Below are 17637 nucleotides of genomic sequence, written 5' to 3'. Positions count from 1 at the left end.
TTCGCCCACGCGGGCGTGTTCCGCGAACCTCGGACCGGCCAGCACGGCGACCGTGACGGTGTGGCCAAGCGCTGCTTTCGCGGTGTTGCTGGCACTCTTCCTCTCCCGCCAGGCCCATCGCCGGTGTGAGCGCCCGCGTTAGCAGAAAGTTAGAAGTTATAACTTCCCCGGTTGACACTCACCTGGCGATGGTTATAACCTCTAACTTAAGCGACCATTGTTAACTTAGCTGACCGGCTTGACCGCCGCAGGAGGAAAGACCATGTCCGACACTCGCTCGAACATGCCGCGCGCTCTTCGTCGCCGAACCGCCGCACTGCTCGCGCTCCCACTGGCTGTCGCCGGTGTTCTCGGCGGCGCCGTCACTCCGGCCCAGGCGGCCGCGACCGATCACGGCGTCAACCCGGCTTCGCTGACCTGTCAGGGAAAAGGTGTCGACCCGGCCGCCAAAGCCCGCTACCGCACCGAAACCGTCATCAAGGCGCCGCTGCGCACCATCTGGGACCTGCAGGCTGACGTGGAAGCCTGGCCCTCCTGGCAGAAACCCGCCGCCCCCATGACTCTGAAACGCCTCGACCCGGGCCCGCTCCGCAAACACTCACGGTTCCAAGCGACCGTCCACGTGCCCCCGGCCGGCGCGACGGTGATCATCACCTCGACGATCCGGCAACTCCACTACGGCAAATGCCTCCGCTGGACCGGTCCCGCCGACGGCCCCGGCTACCACGTCGACGGCACCCATGTCTGGACCTTCACCAAGGTCCCCGGCGGTGTCCTGGTCCGCACCGAAGAAACCCACTCCGGTCCGCAAGCCGACCCCGCCGGTGACATGGGCCTGGAAGCCTGGATCGCCGACCTCAAGACCGCGGCGGAACGCGGCGATTGTCCACAATAGACAAGCGCTGTCAGTCCTTTGTGGATGATGCATTGGCGGTGATCAGGAGCAGTTTTCCCGTGGTGCGGCGGGATTCGAGGTCGCGGTGCGCCTGGGCCGCCTGTCCGAGCGGGTAACGTCCACCCACGGCCACGGTCAGTTCCCCCGAGGCGATCATCGCGAAGAGGTCCGCCGAGTGTGCCCGCAGTTCCTCGCGGGTGGCGATGTGGTCGTGGAAGACCGGGTAGCAGATTTTGATGCTGCGCGGGAGTTCCTGCATGCCGATCGTCGGGACTTTCCCGATGAAGGGGCCGTAGTAGAGCAGGGTGCCGTTGCGGCGCAGGGCGCGCATGGACGCCCGGAAGGTGGACTCGCCGTTGCCGTCGAACACCGCGTGGACGCCTTCGCCGTCGGTGAGTCGCAGGGCTTCGTCAACGAACGCTTCGCCGGTCGAGACCAGCACGTGGTCGGCGCCGGCTTCCTTGGCGGAGGCCACCTTCTCCTCGCGCGAGACCACGCCGATCACCTCGGCGCCGCGGTGTTTCGCGATCTGGGTGATCAACCGGCCCAGCCCGCCGGCGGCGGCGTGGACGAGGACGACGTCGCCGTCCTGGACCGGGTATACCTCGGTGGTGAAGTGGTGGGCGGTGATGCCCTGCATCATCACGCCGGCGGCGGCTTCGTCGGAGATCTCCGGCGGTACGGGCACCGCCGATGCCGCCGGGAGGACGATCGTGCTGGCGTAGCTGCCGTAGACGTAGACCCAGGCGACCCGGTCGCCGACGGCGAACCCGGTGACGCCGGAACCGAGCGCCCGGATCACGCCGGCCGCCTCGACGCCGGGGACGAACGGCACCGTTCCGTCCACGGGGCCGTGCCGCCGCACGCCGGTGTCCATGAAGTTGACGCCCGCCACGGTGACGTCGACCAGGATTTCGCCCGGCCCGGGTTCCGGCTCCGGAACCTCCCGCGCGATGAGCATCTCTGGTCCGCCGAGTTCCTCGATGACTATGGCCTGCATGGGTTTTCCCCGTTTCCGTCAGTGGTGATCTTGGTTGACCAGGCCAGTGTCGTCCGCCTAAAATGTACCCGCAAGTACAATCCTGGAGGTCGGGTTTGCTCACCAAGAAGGGCGCCGCGACCCGCCTGCGGATCATCGACGCCGCGGCGGCCGAGATCCGCGAACACGGCGTCAACGCCACCAAACTGGACGACGTGTGCCGGCGCAGCGGAACCGGCAAGAGCCAGCTCTTCCACTACTTCCCCGACGGCAAGGAAGAGCTTCTCCTGGCGGTGGCCCGGCGGGAAGCCGGCCGCGTGCTCGAAGACCAGCAACCGCACCTCGGCGCGCTGACCACGTGGGCGGCCTGGCGGAGCTGGCGTGACGCCGTCGTCGAGCGCTACCGCAGGCAGGGGGTGCACTGCCCGCTCGGCGTCCTGATCACCGAGCTGGGACGGCACACACCCGCGGCGCAGGAGGTCACCGGGCAGCTCCTCGCGCAATGGGAAGCGCAGGTCCGTACCGGGATCGAGACGATGCGCGAGAGCGGAAACGTCCGCGCGGACATCGATCCCGGCGCCACGGCGATGGCGATCATCGCGGCGATCCAGGGTGGCGTCACGATCCTCATGTCGACCGGGTCCGCCCGATACCTGGAGACCGCACTGGACCTCTGTCTCGACCACCTGCGCTCGACCGGTGCGGCACCCTAGGGATTGCGCGGCCCGGACGAACGCACGCACATCGCCGTTAACGGATGGCCAACGACACCAGCTGGACACGCGCCTTCGCAACAGCCAACGGCGGCAACGCGCGTACCTCGCCATGACGGCGCGTACCTACACGAACGCGCCCGGCGCGTCGATCTCCGCCGGGCGTGCCGCCAACCTCGATCTTGGCGTGAAAGACGACTATCTGGTCGGGATGACAGGATTTGAACCTGCGACCCTTCGCTCCCAAAGCGAATGCGCTACCAAGCTGCGCCACATCCCGGCCGACCCGCCGGTCTCCCGGGGGGTGTGCGCACAGCCTAGCGGGTCACGCTAAGCTGGTCGCGCACCCGGGGGTGACTCCGGGGGTTCGCGGGTGTAGCTCAATGGTAGAGCCCTAGTCTTCCAAACTAGCTACGCGGGTTCGATTCCCGTCACCCGCTCCATCGGTCGGCGTCTGGTCCTCGGGGTTCCGGTCCCGGCTGGACGCGGCGTCGGCTTCCAGTTTCGCGGCGATCAGGTCCAGCAGTTTCGTGGTGTCCACCGGTTTGGTGACGTAGTCGTCGGCGCCGGAGGCCAGGGTGCGGGCGCGGTCTTCGGCGGTGGCTTTCGCGGTGACGGCGATCACGGGCAGGTCGGCGTGGGCGGCTTCGGCGCGGATGGCGGCGATGGTCGCGTTGCCGTCGAGTTCGGGCATCATGACGTCCATCAGCACGAGAGCGGTGTCCTCGTGCCGTTCCAGCGCCCGGATGCCCGCGACGCCGGTGTCGGCGTAGATGACCTCCAGACCGGCCTGTTCGAGCACCGCCGCGAGGGCGAAGACGTTGCGCAGGTCGTCGTCGACGATGAGGATTTTCTCGCCGTGGAAGCGTTTCGGGGTCGCTTCCGGGGAGGCGACGACGACGGTGCTGGGCAGCTCCGGCAGCCGGGGGCCCTCGGACGGCGTGGCGGCGGGGGCCACCAGGTTCGCGGCGCCGACGGGCAGGTACAGCGTGAACGTGCTGCCTTCGCCGGGGACGCTGCGGACCGCGAGTTCGCCGTCGAGCAGGTCGGTGAGCTGCTGGCTGATGGACAGGCCGAGCCCGCTGCCGCCGTAGCGGCGGCTGGTGGTGCCGTCGGCCTGGCGGAACGCGTCGAAGATGATCGCCAGCTTCTCCTCGACGATGCCGATACCGGTGTCCTCGACCGCGAAGGCGATGATGCCCGGCGCGGCGCGCAGGCTCTCCTCCGTGACCTCGTCCGGATCGGCCATCCGGATGTGCAGCCGGACGCTGCCCTCGTCGGTGAACTTCGTGGCGTTGGACAGCAGGTTCCGCAGGATCTGCTGGAGCCGTTGCTCGTCGGTGTACAGGCTGCCCGGCACCGGCGGATCGATGAGCACCGCGAATTCGAGGCCCTTGTCGGCGGTGAGCGGGCGGCACAGCGATTCGACGTAGTCCACCAGTTCCGGCAGCGTGACGTCGGACGTCTGCAGGTCGAGTTTGCCCGCCTCGACCTTGGCCATGTCGAGGATGTCGTTGATCAGCTGCTGCAGGTCGCTGCCCGCGGCGTAGATCGTCTTCGCGAACTGGATCTGCTTGTCCGTCAGGTTCCCCTCGGGGTTCTCCGACAGCAGCTTCGCCAGGATCAGCGCGCTGTTGAGCGGCGTCCGCAGCTCGTGCGACATGTTCGCCATGAACTCGTTCTTGTACTGCGAGGCCGTGGTCAGCTGCCCGGCCCGTTCCTCGAGTTCCTGGCGGGCCTGCTCGATCTCGCTGTTCTTCACCTCGATGTCGCGGTTCTGCTGGGCCAGCAGGGCCGCCTTCTCCGCCAGTTCGGTGTTCGACCGGCGCAGTTCCCCTTGCTGGGCCTGCAACTGTTCGGACCGCGCCCGCAGTTCCTGCGCCAGGCGCTGGGATTCGGTCAGCAGCGCCTCGGTCCGCGAGTTCGACAGGATGGTGTTCACGTTGACGCCGATGGTGTGCCGCAGCTGCTCCAGCAGGTCCTGGTGGACTCCGCTGAACTCGTTGACCGAGGCCAGTTCGAGCACCCCGAGCACCTCGCCCTGGAACAGCACGGGCAGCACGATGACGTTGACCGGCGACGACGAGCCGAGCCCGGAGGAGACCAGCGCGTACTCCGGCGGGGCCGTGCGCACGAGGATGGTCCGGCGGTCGACGGCGGCCTGTCCGATGAGCGATTCGCCCAGCGCGAACCGCAGCCCGGCCCGCGACTGCGCGAGCCCGTAGGCGGCGATGCACTCGAACACGGTCCCGTGCGGTTCGTCCTCGCGGGCCAGGAAGAACGCGCCCTGCTGCGCGCTCACCAGCGGCGCCAGCTCGGAGAGGATCAGCGCGGACACCGACGCCAGGTCCCGGTGCCCCTGCATGCGCCCGGACAGCCGGGCGAGGTTGGTCTTGAGCCAGTCCTGCTCGCGGTTGGTCCGGGTGGTCTCCTCCAGGTTCGCGATCATCTGGTTGATGTTGTCCTTGAGCTCGGCCACCTCCCCGGACGCGTCGACGGTGATGTGCCGGGTCAGATCGCCCGCGGTCACCGCGGTCGCCACCACGGCGATCGCGCGCACCTGGGTGGTCAGGTTCCCGGCGAGCTGGTTGACGCTCTCGGTGAGTTTCTGCCAGGTCCCGGACACGCCGTCGACCTCGGCCTGGCCGCCGAGCTTCCCTTCGGTGCCGACCTCCTTCGCGACCCGGGTCACCTCGGAGGCGAACGCGGAGAGCTGGTCGACCATCGTGTTCATCGTGGTCTTGAGTTCGAGGATCTCGCCGCGCGCGTCGACGTCGATCTTCTTCGTCAGATCGCCGTTGGCCACCGCGGTGGTCACCATCGAGATGTTGCGCACCTGGCTGGTCAGGTTGTGCGCCATGAAGTTGACCTTTTCGGTCAGGTCCTTCCAGGTCCCGGCGACGTTCGGCACACGAGCCTGCCCGCCCAGTATCCCTTCCGTACCAACCTCTCGCGCGACACGGGTGACTTCGTCGGCGAACGCGCGCAGCGTCTCGACCATGCCGTTGATCACCTCGGCGAGCGCGGCGACCTCGCCCTGCGCGTCGATGGAGATCTTCTTGCGCAGGTCTCCGTTCGCGACCGCGGTCGCCACGGTGGCGATGCTCCGCACCTGCTCGGTGAGGTTGCCCGCCATGACGTTGACGTTGTCGGTGAGGTCCTTCCACGTCCCGGCGACGCCGCGGACGGTGGCCTGGCCGCCGAGTTTTCCTTCCGTGCCCACTTCCCGTGCGACGCGGGTGACCTCGTCGGCGAACGCGGAAAGCTGGTCCACCATGATGTTCACGGTGTTCTTGAGCTCGAGGATTTCGCCGCGCGCGTCGACGGTGATCTTCTGGGTCAGGTCGCCCTTCGCCACCGCGGTGGTCACCTGGGAGATGTTCCGCACCTGATCGGTCAGGTTGTTGGCCATGAAGTTGACCTTCTCGGTGAGGTCCTTCCACGTCCCCGCGACACCGGGAACCTGGGCCTGCCCGCCGAGTTTTCCTTCGGTACCAACCTCTCGCGCGACTCGGGTGACCTCGTCGCCGAACGCCGAGAGCTGATCCACCATCGTGTTGAGGGTGTTCTTGAGTTCGAGGATTTCGCCCTTGGCGTCGACCGCGATCTTCTGCGACAGATCGCCCCTCGCCACCGCGGTTGCCACCTGGGAGATGTTGCGGACCTGCGCGGTGAGGTTGTTGGCCATGAAGTTCACCGAGCCGGTGAGGTCCCGCCAGGTGCCCGCGACGCCGGGCACCGTGGCCTGGCCGCCGAGGATGCCGTCGGTACCGACCTCTCGGGCGACGCGGGTGACTTCGTCGGCGAACGCGGAGAGCTGGTCGACCATCGTGTTGACGGTCGTCTTGAGTTCGAGGATTTCGCCGCGCGCGTCGACGGTGATCTTCTGGGTCAGGTCGCCCTTCGCGACCGCGGTCGTCACCTGGGCGATGTTGCGGACCTGCGCGGTGAGGTTGTCCGCCATCTGGTTCACCGAGTCGGTCAGGCCGCGCCACGTCCCGGCCGCGCCGGGCACTTCGGCCTGGCCGCCCAGCCGTCCGTCGCTGCCGACCTCGCGGGCGACGCGGGTGACCTCGTCGGCGAACGCGGAAAGCTGATCCACCATGGTGTTGAGGGTGTTCTTCAGCTGCAGTATCTCGCCGCGCGCGTCGACGTCGATCTTCTTCGTCAGGTCACCGGTCGCGACCGCGGTCGCGACCTGGGAGATGCTGCGCACCTGATCGGTCAGGTTGTCCGCCATCAGGTTGACCGAGTCGGTGAGGTCGCGCCACGTCCCGGCGACGCCGGGAACCTTGGCCTGGCCGCCGAGACGGCCCTCGCTGCCGACTTCGCGCGAGACACGCGTCACCTCGTCCGCGAACGCGGAGAGCTGGTCGACCATCGTGTTGATGGTGTTCTTGAGTTCGAGGATCTCGCCGCGCGCGTCGACATTGATCTTCTGGGTCAGGTCGCCACGCGCGACCGCGGTCGTGACTTGTGCGATGTTCCGCACTTGCTGAGTCAGGTTGTCGGCCATGAAGTTGACCGAGTCGGTGAGATCGCGCCAGGTCCCGGTGACGCCGGGCACCTCCGCCTGCCCGCCGAGCCTGCCCTCGCCGGACATCTCCCGTGAGACGCGGATCACCTCGGCCGCGAACCGCGACAGCTGGGCGATCAGGCGGTTCACCGTTTTCGCCAGCTCGGCGTACTCGCCCTGCAGCGGACGACCGTCTATCTGCGTCGCCATCGGCTGCGACAGATCGCCTTCGGCGACCGCGCCGAGCACGCGGGTCATCTCGAACGCGGGCCTGCTCAGATCCTCTATGAGCTCGTTGACGACGTCGGCCGCGGTGCCCCAGCCGCCTGGCCCGACCTCGCCCTCCAGCCGCGCGGTGAGCCTGCCTTCCTGGCCGACCGCGGTCCGCACCCGGAGTAGCTCGGTGACCAGCTGCTGGTTCCGCTCGGCGATGACGTTGAACGCGGCCGCCAGCTGGGCCGCGATCCCGTCACCGTGCGCGACCAGACGGCGACGGAAATTTCCCTCCCCGAGATCCCGTACCGCCGCCAGGAGGCGCTCGAGCGCCGCCAGATCACCGCTGGTCACACCGGCGATCTCCAGACGCTGGGATTCCCTTGTCATCGATGCCGACCCTCTCCGCCACGCATGTGCAAGCCACGGTCGTCGACCCAGCGTGCCACGATTCGCCCTACACTTCGAGCCAGTCCACCCGCTCACGCTGTGCGATCCGGAAGCAGGAGGTTCGTGCATGGTGTCACGACCCGCTCCGGCTTCGGCGGCGTTCCCGCCAGGAATCGCCGAAGGCGGGCTGCCCGCCGAGGGCGCGTTCTGGCGTGCCGCGCTCGAAGACGTCCGCGACGCCGTCTTCCTGCAGGACGGCGCGGGCGCGGTGCGCTGGGCGAATCCGGCGGCGCGCGAACTCGCCGGCGAGGACAAGGAACCCGTGCTCGTGGCGAGGACGGAGACGACGGGGCACATCGACTGCCGCGGCCGCCGGTTCCCCGCCAAGGTCCGGGCGCTGCCGGGCGGCTGGCACGCGTGGACCGTGGCCGCCGAGAGCGCCGGGCCGCGCCGGGTCGAGGACTTCCTCGCCGAGGCGGCACCCCGGCTCGCGGCGGCCAGGGGGCGGCACGGCACGGCGCGGGTGATCGCCGAGCTCGCCGCGTCCGCGCTCGGCGAGAGCGTGTTCGTGCTGCTGCCCACGACGCGCGGCCGCTGGGAGTGGTGGAGCTGCGACCGGCTGGCCAATCACGGGCACGGCCGGATCCGGCGGGTGCCCGCGGAACTCGCGCCGGTACTGGCCGAAACCTTCGGCGCGATCGGCGAACCGGAAGCCAAACCGGTGCCCGCGGCCGAGGTGGAGACGTTGCCACCGGTCGTGGCGGACCGGCTCGCCGGCCACGCCGATGTGTCGGTGGTCTCACTCGGCCCGTCCGTGACCGCGGGCGTGACCGGCGCGGTACTGCTCGGCAGGCGCGCGGATCCGGTGTTCGGCCGCGCGCAGCACCGCGCGATCGCCGAATTCGCCAGGGCGGCCGGGACGGCGCTGGCCAACGCCCAGCGCTACGCCCGTCAGGAGGAAGCCACCCGCGGCCTCGAAACGACCCTGCGCCCGCAGGAGCTGCCCGCGTTCGACTGCGCCCGGTTCGAGGTCTGGTACCAGCCCTCCGGCGGTGTGCTCGGTGTCGGCGGCGACTTCTACGACGTGCTCGCGCAGGACGACGGCAGCGCGTTCCTCGTGCTGGGCGACATCTGCGGCAAGGGCGCCGAAGCGGCGGCGCTGACCGGGCGGGTGCGCCAGTCGCTGGCCGCGCTGCAGCTCGTCGAGCACGACGGGCGGACGTTGTTGCGGCTGCTCAACGAACTCCTCATCGCGGGTGGCAGCAACCGGTTCGCCACCCTGGTGCTGGGATCGATGACGCCTGCCGACGGCGGGCTGACGCTCACGCTGGCTTCGGGCGGTCACCCCGCGCCGCTCGTGCTGCGCAGGGACGGGGTCATCGAGGAGATCAGCGTGCCGGGCACCCTGGTCGGGATCTCCTCGCAGGCGCAGTTCGCCGAGGCGGTGACCGACCTGGCCGAGGGCGACATCTGCCTGCTGTACACCGACGGCATCACCGAGGCCCGCAACCGCGACGATCCGTCGAAGATGTTCGGTGAGCAGCGGCTGCGGGCCGTGCTCGCCGACTGCGCCGGGCAGCCGGCGGCCGAGGTCATGGCGCGGCTGCGGCAGGACGTGCTGGACTGGCTCGGCAGCTCCGGCCACGACGACATCGCGGTGCTCGCCGTCGAGTGCGTGGCCTGACCTCCGTCCGAAATGGACACGCGCGGGTAATCCGGTGGCGTGTCCGGCTTCGCAGGGGGACCCTGGAGGGGTACCGACCGGAGCCGTGCCGCGAAGGAGGTGACGTGATGACCGTGCATGCCAGGCGCTACGGCCGATGGTGCCGTGAGCACTTCGGCGAGCCAGCCCGCCCCGGCGCGGAAGCCGGTCCCGCACCCGCCGACGGTGCGGCCGGGCCCGAGGCGGACGCCGAGGATCCGGGGCAGCAGCCGCGGAAGACCGAGCGCACCGCCCGGGAATCCTGATCGGACGTCCCTTGTGGACGGTGGCTAGTCCTCCTCGGCGTGGTTGCCCTTGCCGTTTCCCTTGCCGTTCCCGTTGTTGCCGTTGCCGTTGCCATTCCCGTTTCCGTCGGTGCTGGGGACGGTCTGCGCGGGCGGGGTCTTCGGTGGTGCCTGCACGGTCACCGGTACCTGGCCGGTGACGGTGACCGTCGGCGGCGCGGGCGTGGGCGCGGCCTCGGTGGCCGTCCGATCGACCGGGTCCGTCGCGCCCCTGCCGGGTGTCACGGTGACCGTCGGCGCCGCGTTGCCCGACGTGGGCGCGGCCGCCGCGGGCGAACGTGGCGGGACGGTGGGACGGTCGGCGGGCGTCGTCGGCGAGCCGAGCAGGCTCACCAGTCCCGCGAGCACCAGTGCCGTCGGCGCCGCGACCGCGAGGAAGCGGAGGTAGTGGTGGCGACGTGGCGGGTCGAGGTCGCGGCCTTCTCGGAGCGCGAGGGCGACGTCCGCGGCGGTGGGGCGCTCGTCGGGGTGCGAGGCGGTCATCGCGCGCAGCGTTCCGGCCAGTGCCTTGGGCAGGCCGTCCGGGATCCGCGGGCGCCGGTGCAGGCGGGTGATCGCGGCCTCGGCCGGGGTGCCGGGATACTCCCGTTCGCCGGTCAGGCATTCGAGCAGCACGAGGCCGAGCGCGTAGACGTCGGCCGGCGCCTGCGGGCGCTCCCCGAGCACCTGTTCCGGCGCGAGATAGGCGGCCGTGCCGACCACCGCGCCGGGCTCGGTGACCCGGGTGGCGTCGATGAGCCGGGCGACCCCGAAGTCGGCGATCAGCGGGCGGTCGTCGGCGAGCAGGATGTTGGCGGGCTTGAGATCGCGATGCGTGACACCGTGCGCGTGGACGTGCGCGAGTGCGTCGGCGAGGTCCCCGCCGAGCTGCGTCAGCATCGACGGCGGCAACGGCCCGCCCCGGAGCCGCTCGGCGAGATTGGGCCCGTCGACGAAGCGCATCGCGAGGTACGCGCGGCCGTCGCTGACGCCGGCGTCGTACAGGCTGACGAGGCCGGGATGCCGCATCGCGCTGAGCGCCTGGACCTCCTGGCTGCGCCGGTAACTGCTCACGGCGACCGTGCCGGGATGGAAGAGCTTGACCGCGACCGTCCGGTCGAGCAGCCAGTCCTGCGCGCGGTACACCTTCGCGGTGGCGCCCTCGCCGAGCTGCCGTCCGAGTGCGTAGCGCTCGGCGAACAGGGCGGGCGGTGGCGGCTCGAACGGATCGAGCGCGAACTTGGCCACCGTGCTGTCCGCGTCCTGCTCGTCCGCAACGGCCATCGGTGGCACCTCCCGTCTTCGCCGGGTGCGGGGAACTACCCCCGCGCCGAGGCGGTGAAACTTATCGGTTCGCCGGGGAACGGTTTCCTCCACTATCCCGGTTTCCCGCTGTGCCGTTAGCGCCGCTTCCCGGCTGGGCGCCCGGATCGCGCGGCCCGACGCGACGCTGTGTCCGTCGACGGCGCGAAGTCGCTGGTCCCGGCCTTGAGTCTCAGCGTGCCCCGGCTGTGCGGTGGTCATGCGCCCCAATGTGGCGTTCGGTGCGTCCAACGCACCCAATGCCACATTGGGGCGCTCGTCCCGCCGGTACCCAGGCCGCGGTGTCGCATATTCCGTAAAATACCTGAATAGACCAGAAGTGTGACGTGATAGAGTAGTTTTAGGAATGTAGGGGAGGGTAATGACACAGGAGCTGTTCTCGGTCGAACAGGTCGCCGCGAGGCTGGGGCTGCATGTGCGCACGGTGCGCAACTACGTGCGGGACGGCCGGCTGAAGGCGGTCCGCATCGGCAAGCAGTACCGCGTCGCCGCCGCGGATCTCGCCGCGTTCACCGGCCTGCCGGAGGAGGCGGGGAAGCGGGAAGAACCGGCGCGACGGCACGTCGAGGTGTCGAGCATCGTCCAGATCGAGGGACTCGGCGAGGACGAGGCGAGCCGCGTGGCCACCCACGTCGTCGGGTCCGCGCAGGGACATCGGGGCGGTGATCGGAGCCTGCGCGTCGAGACGAGCTACGACAAGGAGCGAGCGAGGATGAAGATCATCGTGCTCGGCGACCCCGCGACCACGGCCGACGTGCTGAGCGTGATCGCCATGCTGGCCGAGGGCACGCCGTGACCGCGCCCGCGATCTACAAGTCGGCCGAGGGCCGCGCGCGGATCCGGGACCAGTACGAGGCGTTGCTGGACCGCTGGCCGGTCGAGGCCGAGCACCGGACGGTGCCGACGCGGCTCGGCGAGACGTTCGTCGTCGTGTCCGGTCCCGCGGACGGCCCGCCGGTGCTGGCATTGCAGGGATCCGGCGGGAACACCGCGATGTGGCTGCCTTCGATCGCCGGCCTCGCGGCGCGGCTGCGGGTGTACGCGGTCGACGTCCCCGGCGAGCCGGGGCTGAGCGCGGTGGCCCGGCCGCGGCTCGGCAGCGAGGCCTACGCCGAGTGGCTCGATGACGTCCTCGACGAGCTGGGCCTGCCGAGGGCGACGTTCCTGGGCGCCTCGCTGGGCGGCTGGTGGTCGCTGGACTACGCGGTGCGCCGCCCCGAGCGGGTCGCCGGGGTGGCGCTGCTGAATCCCAGCGGCGTCGGCGCGCGGAACACCGCGCTGCTGCTGAAGTTCGTGCTGTTGCGGCTGTTCGGGGAGCGCGGCCTGCGCAAGGCGATGACGCTCGCCGCGGGCGAGCTGCCGAAGGGGCCGCCCACCGCGGACGAGGTCGCGCTCGTGGAGTTCATGCTGGGCACGTTCAAGCACTACAAGCCCCGGATGGAGCCGATCCCGACGTTCACCGACGAGCAGTTGCGAAGCCTGGTCATGCCGGTTCTCGCGGTGCTCGGCGCGCGGGACGGCATGATCGACCAGCGCGAGACCGCGGCGCGACTGCGTGCGGCACTACCGGACGCCGACGTGCGCCTGCTGGAGGACGCCGGGCATTTCCTGCCGGGAATGGTCGAAGCGGTCGTGAATTTCGCCGACACGCCGCGCGCGACACGCTGAAGCGCGCAACCTCGGGTCGTATGGGACGTCCCGGTGGCCATGACGTGGAACCGCGCCGCCTTCGTGTTGCCCGCCATTCTCGCCGTCCTCCTGCCGATACCAGCCGCAAGCGCGGAATCCGCCGTACCGCAAGGATTCGAACCCGCCTCGACGAGCTGGCTCGACGAACGCGACGGATACGTTCTCGGTTACGCGCCGTGCGCGCGGCCTCAGCGGTGTGCGGCCCTGCTGGGCACCACCGACGGCGGAACACACTGGCAGCGTTTCGGCGCGCCGTCGATCTCCTTGCCGGACAACCACAATCACGTCCAGCTGAGCTATGTGGGTGAGGGGCGCGCGTACGTCTCCGACGGAAACCGGGTCGAAGCCACCCGCGACGGCGGCCGGACCTGGTCCGGCGTCGTTCTCGCCGACGCCGGGAAACCCTTCTATCTCGGCAAGATCGCCGAAACGGGCGGCCGGATGTTCGCGCTGCTCAGCACCTACGGGGAGATCGGTAGCACGCGGCTCTACTCCGGCACCGCGGGTTCGCCGACGCTTGCGCCGGTGCCGGGTTTCGCGGTGACGGGCGGCCTCACCTACGGCGACCTCGCGATCGGTGGTGGCGTGCAAGTCGTCCTGGGCGCCGACTACGGCGTGGAGCGGTATTGGACGTCAGTCGACGGCGACGGCCTCGCGGCCGCGTCACCGCCGTGTCCCGCCGGGGCGACGGCGTCGCTCGCGAGCGTGCGTGAGGAGCAGGTAATCGCGTTGTGTAGTGGAAGCGCCGGCTCGCCGCGGCCGGGTTCGATGACGCGCGGAATCCGGCGCGCCCCGCGGCTGGGCGGAACGTTCACCGGAACGGCCCAGGGGCCGGAGGTCGGCATCCATCAGGGTTTCAGCGCCGCGACGGCGAAGTCCGCGACGGTCGCGGCGGTCGGCGGCGGCACCGATTTCCTGCACAGCACGGAGGATGGTGGCGAAACCTGGCACACCACGGTGCTCGGTGACCGGGGCACGGGGCTGGCGGATCTGGACTTTCCCGGCGAACACACCGGAATCGTCGTCGCCGGCGTGCCCGGCGAGCCGGGCGGATCCGCGGTGTACCGGACCACGGACGGCGGCCGGGTCTGGCGCGAAATCCCGTTCCACTGAGCCGGAACGGCGATTCCCGTGGAACGCGAATTCCGCACCGGGCCGTTCAACCGCCGCCGCTGGTATCGTAACCTGGGCGCTGTCCGTTGCGGACACGGTGAGTGGCCCGGGGCAGGGGCGGTCACCGTCGCAGGGTGGGAGTGAGCGCGATGACGCCTGGGCGAGTCGGCGAGACCGACCGTTGTGCCCCGCTCGATTTCGGCAAGGCGAGTTTGGCGCGGCTTTCCGACGCGCTGCTCGGCGGGCACGACCACTACGAAGTCGACCGCGAGGCGATGCGCCGCCTGCTGGCGATCGCGCCGGGCGCGCGGGCGATGGCGAAGGAACACCGGGACTGGCTCGTCCGGGTGGTCCGTTTCCTCGCGTCGAAACGCGGGGTCGACCAGTTCCTCGACCTCGGGTCCGGGATGCCGACCGCGGAGAACACCCATCAGGTGGCGCAGCGGTACAACCCGGAGGCCAAGGTCGTCTACGTCGACAACGACCCGCTCGTCCAAGTGCACGGCCGCGTGGTGCTGGAGGAGAACGACCTGACGCACGTCAGCGGCGCGGACCTCACCCTGCCCGAGGAGACGTTGTGGGATCCGGTGGTGACCACCCATCTGGACTTCGCCGAGCCGATCGCGCTCATCCTGTGTTCGATCGTCCACCACATCGACGACTTCGAGCGGGCGAGCCGCATCGTCCGCACCTATGTCGACGCGCTGGCTCCCGGCTCGTATTTGCTGCTGACACACCATTTCGACCCGGCGGAGAACTCGGCGCGGCAGGAACTGGCCCGGTTGCTGGAGAACACCTTCCAGGGCACCGGGCTGGGCAGCGTGCACCGGACGCGGGAACAGATCGAGTCGTTCTTCGCCGGTCTCGAACTGCTCCCGCCCGGATTGTGTCATTTGCACGAATGGTGGCCGGACGGCCCGCGCCTGGCCCCGCTGAGCGAGCTGAACTTCCTCACCCTCGGCGGGGTCGCGCGCAAGCCGTGATCGCCTCAGGCGGCGTTCATGGTGTCCGGGTCCGGCCCCGTCCGCAATCCACGCTCCAAAGTGGACAGTTCGGCGACGTCCTCGTCGGCCAGTGTGAACCCGAAGAGGTCGAAGTTCTCGGCGATCCGTGAAGGCGTCACGGATTTCGGGATCACGATGTTGCCGAGGTGCAGATGCCAGCGCAGCACGATCTGTGCCGGCGTGCGCTGGTACTTCTGCGCCAGCGCCTGCACCGCGGACTCGCCGAGGAGGTCGCCACCCTTCGCGAGCGGGCTCCACGCCTCGGTGGCGATCCCGTGCTTCGCGTCGAATTCCCGCAGCCGGGCCTGCTGCAGATAGGGGTGCAGCTCGATCTGGTTCACCGCGGGCACCACGGCACTGGCGTCGATGAGCCGCTCGAGGTGCGCGGGCTGGAAGTTCGACACCCCGATCGCGCGGACCCTGCCGTCGGCGTAGAGCCTCTCGAACGCCTTCCAGGTGTCGAGGTAGCGGTCACGCTCCGGGGTCGGCCAGTGGATCAGGTACAGGTCGAGCCGGTCGAGGCCGAGCTTCGCCAGGCTCTCGTCGAACGCCTTGAGCGTCGTGTCGTAGCCCTGGTCGGCGTTCCACAACTTGGTGGTGATGAACAGCTCGTCGCGGGCGATACCCGATTCGGTGATGGCCTGGCCGACGCCGGCCTCGTTGCCGTAGATCGCCGCGGTGTCGATGCTGCGGTACCCGGCGTCGAGCGCGGCCTTCACCGCGGCGGTGGTTTCCGCGTCCGGCACCTGGAACACGCCGAAGCCGAGCTGCGGCATCTCCACGCCGTTGTTGAGTTTGACGGTAGGCACGCTGGTCAACGGTTTCTTCTTTCCTTTGCTGGGATTTTCAGGGTTCAGCGGGCGAGGACCGCGTCCGGCGTTTCGACGGTAACCGAGCGTTTGCGGTCCAGCATCCCGGAGACGAGGGCGACCACCAGACCGGACGCGGCGAGCGCCGCGCCGATCCAGTTGCCCGCGGTGTAGCCGAGGCCACGTTCGATGGCGAGCCCGCTCAGCCACGAGCCGATCGCGTTGCCGAGGTTGAACGCCGCGATGTTCGCGGCCGACGCGAGCGCCGGCGCACCCTCGGCCTTCGCCATCACGCGCGCCTGCAGCGGCGGGACGGTGGCGAACCCGGCGGCGCCGAACACCGCGATCGTGATCGCGGCCGGGAGCTGGGCGTGCGCGGTGAAGACGAACGCGCCCAGCACGACGGCGAGCAGCGCGAGGATGACGTAGAGACTCGGCATGAGCCTGCGGTCCGCCAGCTTGCCGCCGATGAGATTGCCGACGAACAGGCCACCGCCGAACAGCACGAGCAGCCAGGTGACGGCGCCGGGGGAGAAGCCCGCGACGTCGGTCATCATCGGCGCGATGTAGGAGAACGAGGCGAACACCCCGGAGAAACCGAGCACGGTCATGACCAGCGCGAGCCACACCTGCGGACGGCGGAACGCGGCGAGTTCCCTGCGTAACCCGGCGTTCGTGTCCGCCTTCTGGTGGGGGACGAGGGCGATGACCCCGATCGCGCTGACGATGCCGAGCGCGCTGACCACCCAGAACGTCGACCGCCAGCCGAAGGCCTGGCCGAGCGCGGTGCCCGCCGGCACGCCGAGCACGTTGGCGATGGTCAGCCCGGCGAACATCATCGCGATCGCGCTGGCCTGTTTGGCGGGCGTGACGAGCGAGGCGGCGACGACCGAGCCGACGCCGAAGAACGCGCCGTGCGAGAGCGCGGCGACGATGCGCCCGGTCATCAGCAGCCCGTACGACGGGGCGAGTGCCGAGAGCAGATTGCCCGCGATGAACAGTCCCATCAGGGCGATCAGGACGGTCTTGCGCGGGATCCGGGCGGCCAGCGCGGTCAGGATGGGGGCGCCGACGACGACGCCGAGCGCGTACCCGGAGATGAGCAGGCCTGCGGACGGGATCGAAACGCCGAAGTCGCCCGCGACCTCGGGCAGCAGGCCCATGATCACGAACTCGGTGGTGCCGATACCGAAGGCGCTGATCGCCAGTGCGAGCAGAGCGGCGGGCATGGACTTCCTTCTTCCAGGAGTAGAGTGGTGGCCAGCGTGAGCAACTACGAGCGTCAGAAATAGTTGCACACGCCGGTTATTGCACGAGGTTGATAATGCCTCGTGCAAGGATGCTGCCGCAAGCCGGGAGCGGGTTCGGGAGAGGTGAAACGTGTCACTGGCCGATGACGCCGTCGAAGCTCGTGCGCAGGGCTGGCGCACGCTCGCCGCGCTGCACGCGCGGATCGAGGACAAGCTCCAGCGCGCGCTGGAGCGGGAACACGAACTTTCGGTGAGCGAGTACAGCGTGCTCGACTCGCTGGGCCGCCAGGACGGCTATCACCTGCGGATGAACCAGCTGGCCAACGCCGTGGTGCTGAGCCAGTCGGCGACGACGCGGCTCGTCGGACGGCTGGAGGACCGCAACCTGCTGCAGCGCTACCTCTGCCCGGACGATCGGCGCGGCATCTACACCGAGGTCACCCCGGCCGGTCGTGAACTGCTCGCCGCGGCGCGGCCGACCCACGACGCCGCGCTGGCCGAGGCGCTCGACGAGGCGGAGGAGCTGCCGGAACTGGCGCCTTTGGTCGCCGCTCTCGGCAGCCTCACCTTCGCTCCCTGAAGCTGCCCTTGTCGCGGCCGTTGCTCACCCCGTGCCCGGCCGCCGGCACGACCGGCCCGCTCGCGCCGCACAGCTGCCGTCAAGGCCACCTTACGGGGGGGCATCGCCCCGAAAGTGGGCGTTTAGGGAGAGCATTAACATTGCGGGGGACCGGTTAGCGCGGTGGGGTGTGGGGTT

General features: G+C 69.6%; 14 protein-coding genes and 2 tRNA genes. 10 read left to right on the top strand and 6 right to left on the bottom strand.

The window, feature by feature from the left end; genetic code table 11:
* Positions 1-262: 262 nt before the first annotated feature.
* The gene (locus ACFWY9_RS25235) at positions 263-895 is read left to right on the top strand and encodes an SRPBCC family protein (RefSeq protein ID WP_378331212.1); all 633 of its coding nucleotides are present in this window, start codon (positions 263-265) and stop codon (positions 893-895) included.
* Positions 896-905: 10 nt separating this feature from the next.
* Here ACFWY9_RS25235 and ACFWY9_RS25230 read toward each other — a convergent pair whose 3' ends face one another.
* Positions 906-1895, bottom strand: coding sequence for a quinone oxidoreductase family protein (locus tag ACFWY9_RS25230; RefSeq protein WP_378340071.1), 990 nt, complete (start codon positions 1893-1895; stop codon positions 906-908).
* A 95-nt stretch (positions 1896-1990) separates the two neighbouring features.
* On the opposite strand from ACFWY9_RS25230, the gene ACFWY9_RS25225 reads away from it, so the two are divergent.
* Complete coding sequence (locus ACFWY9_RS25225) at positions 1991-2587, top strand: TetR/AcrR family transcriptional regulator (RefSeq protein ID WP_378331210.1); 597 nt, start codon at positions 1991-1993, stop codon at positions 2585-2587.
* 203 nt (positions 2588-2790) lie between these two features.
* Here ACFWY9_RS25225 and ACFWY9_RS25220 read toward each other — a convergent pair.
* Positions 2791-2867, bottom strand: a tRNA-Pro gene (locus ACFWY9_RS25220).
* Between the two features lie 89 nt (positions 2868-2956).
* Between ACFWY9_RS25220 and ACFWY9_RS25215 the strand changes: the two genes are divergently transcribed.
* Positions 2957-3030: transfer RNA gene (locus tag ACFWY9_RS25215), tRNA-Gly, on the top strand.
* On the opposite strand, the gene ACFWY9_RS25210 is transcribed toward ACFWY9_RS25215, so the two are convergent.
* Complete coding sequence (locus ACFWY9_RS25210) at positions 2982-7706, bottom strand: HAMP domain-containing protein (RefSeq protein ID WP_378340085.1); 4725 nt, start codon at positions 7704-7706, stop codon at positions 2982-2984. The two genes, ACFWY9_RS25215 and ACFWY9_RS25210, sit on opposite strands and share 49 nt — an antisense overlap.
* Before the next feature lie 127 nt (positions 7707-7833).
* Between ACFWY9_RS25210 and ACFWY9_RS25205 the strand changes: the two genes are divergently transcribed.
* Positions 7834-9390, top strand: coding sequence for a SpoIIE family protein phosphatase (locus ACFWY9_RS25205; RefSeq protein WP_378331209.1), 1557 nt, complete (start codon positions 7834-7836; stop codon positions 9388-9390).
* 104 nt (positions 9391-9494) lie between these two features.
* The gene (locus ACFWY9_RS25200) at positions 9495-9674 is read left to right on the top strand and encodes a hypothetical protein (protein WP_378340070.1); all 180 of its coding nucleotides are present in this window, start codon (positions 9495-9497) and stop codon (positions 9672-9674) included.
* 24 nt (positions 9675-9698) lie between these two features.
* Here ACFWY9_RS25200 and ACFWY9_RS25195 read toward each other — a convergent pair whose 3' ends face one another.
* On the bottom strand, positions 9699-10976 hold the full coding sequence (locus ACFWY9_RS25195) for a protein kinase (RefSeq protein ID WP_378331207.1): 1278 nt from the start codon (positions 10974-10976) through the stop codon (positions 9699-9701).
* Between the two features lie 400 nt (positions 10977-11376).
* Between ACFWY9_RS25195 and ACFWY9_RS25190 the strand changes: the two genes are divergently transcribed.
* From ACFWY9_RS25190 to ACFWY9_RS25175, 4 genes are all read left to right on the top strand, one after another.
* Positions 11377-11811 (top strand): helix-turn-helix domain-containing protein, encoded by a 435-nt coding sequence (locus ACFWY9_RS25190; RefSeq protein ID WP_378340069.1) that lies wholly within the window; start codon positions 11377-11379, stop codon positions 11809-11811.
* Entirely contained in the window at positions 11808-12683 is an 876-nt protein-coding gene (locus ACFWY9_RS25185; protein WP_378340068.1) for an alpha/beta fold hydrolase, read from the top strand. The genes ACFWY9_RS25190 and ACFWY9_RS25185 overlap by 4 nt, the downstream gene beginning before the upstream one ends.
* 39 nt (positions 12684-12722) lie before the next feature.
* The gene (locus ACFWY9_RS25180) at positions 12723-13817 is read left to right on the top strand and encodes a hypothetical protein (protein WP_378340084.1); all 1095 of its coding nucleotides are present in this window, start codon (positions 12723-12725) and stop codon (positions 13815-13817) included.
* Between the two features lie 149 nt (positions 13818-13966).
* The gene (locus tag ACFWY9_RS25175) at positions 13967-14800 is read left to right on the top strand and encodes an SAM-dependent methyltransferase (RefSeq protein ID WP_378331204.1); all 834 of its coding nucleotides are present in this window, start codon (positions 13967-13969) and stop codon (positions 14798-14800) included.
* 5 nt (positions 14801-14805) lie between these two features.
* Here ACFWY9_RS25175 and ACFWY9_RS25170 read toward each other — a convergent pair whose 3' ends face one another.
* On the bottom strand, positions 14806-15639 hold the full coding sequence (locus ACFWY9_RS25170; protein ID WP_378340067.1) for an aldo/keto reductase: 834 nt from the start codon (positions 15637-15639) through the stop codon (positions 14806-14808).
* 35 nt (positions 15640-15674) lie between these two features.
* Entirely contained in the window at positions 15675-16859 is a 1185-nt protein-coding gene (locus ACFWY9_RS25165) for an MFS transporter (protein ID WP_378340066.1), read from the bottom strand.
* 151 nt (positions 16860-17010) lie between these two features.
* Between ACFWY9_RS25165 and ACFWY9_RS25160 the strand changes: the two genes are divergently transcribed.
* The gene (locus tag ACFWY9_RS25160) at positions 17011-17460 is read left to right on the top strand and encodes a MarR family winged helix-turn-helix transcriptional regulator (protein WP_378331201.1); all 450 of its coding nucleotides are present in this window, start codon (positions 17011-17013) and stop codon (positions 17458-17460) included.
* Positions 17461-17637 lie beyond the last annotated feature (177 nt).

Source organism: Amycolatopsis sp. NPDC059027 (assembly GCF_042739735.1).
Classification (GTDB): domain Bacteria; phylum Actinomycetota; class Actinomycetes; order Mycobacteriales; family Pseudonocardiaceae; genus Amycolatopsis.
The sequence above is the reverse complement of the archived record's forward strand: the minus strand, read 5'-3'. Positions and strand labels throughout refer to the sequence as shown.

Bases quoted from the DNA above. Each gene is read 5' to 3' on its own strand.
- ACFWY9_RS25235 (WP_378331212.1), top strand. From the start codon at position 263: ATGTCCGACACTCGCTCGAACATGCCGCGCGCTCTTCGTCGCCGAACC.
- ACFWY9_RS25230 (WP_378340071.1), bottom strand. From the start codon at position 1,895: ATGCAGGCCATAGTCATCGAGGAACTCGGCGGACCAGAGATGCTCATC.
- ACFWY9_RS25210 (WP_378340085.1), bottom strand. From the start codon at position 7,706: ATGACAAGGGAATCCCAGCGTCTGGAGATCGCCGGTGTGACCAGCGGT.
- ACFWY9_RS25205 (WP_378331209.1), top strand. From the start codon at position 7,834: ATGGTGTCACGACCCGCTCCGGCTTCGGCGGCGTTCCCGCCAGGAATC.
- ACFWY9_RS25195 (WP_378331207.1), bottom strand. From the start codon at position 10,976: ATGGCCGTTGCGGACGAGCAGGACGCGGACAGCACGGTGGCCAAGTTC.
- ACFWY9_RS25190 (WP_378340069.1), top strand. From the start codon at position 11,377: ATGACACAGGAGCTGTTCTCGGTCGAACAGGTCGCCGCGAGGCTGGGG.
- ACFWY9_RS25180 (WP_378340084.1), top strand. From the start codon at position 12,723: ATGACGTGGAACCGCGCCGCCTTCGTGTTGCCCGCCATTCTCGCCGTC.
- ACFWY9_RS25175 (WP_378331204.1), top strand. From the start codon at position 13,967: ATGACGCCTGGGCGAGTCGGCGAGACCGACCGTTGTGCCCCGCTCGAT.
- ACFWY9_RS25165 (WP_378340066.1), bottom strand. From the start codon at position 16,859: ATGCCCGCCGCTCTGCTCGCACTGGCGATCAGCGCCTTCGGTATCGGC.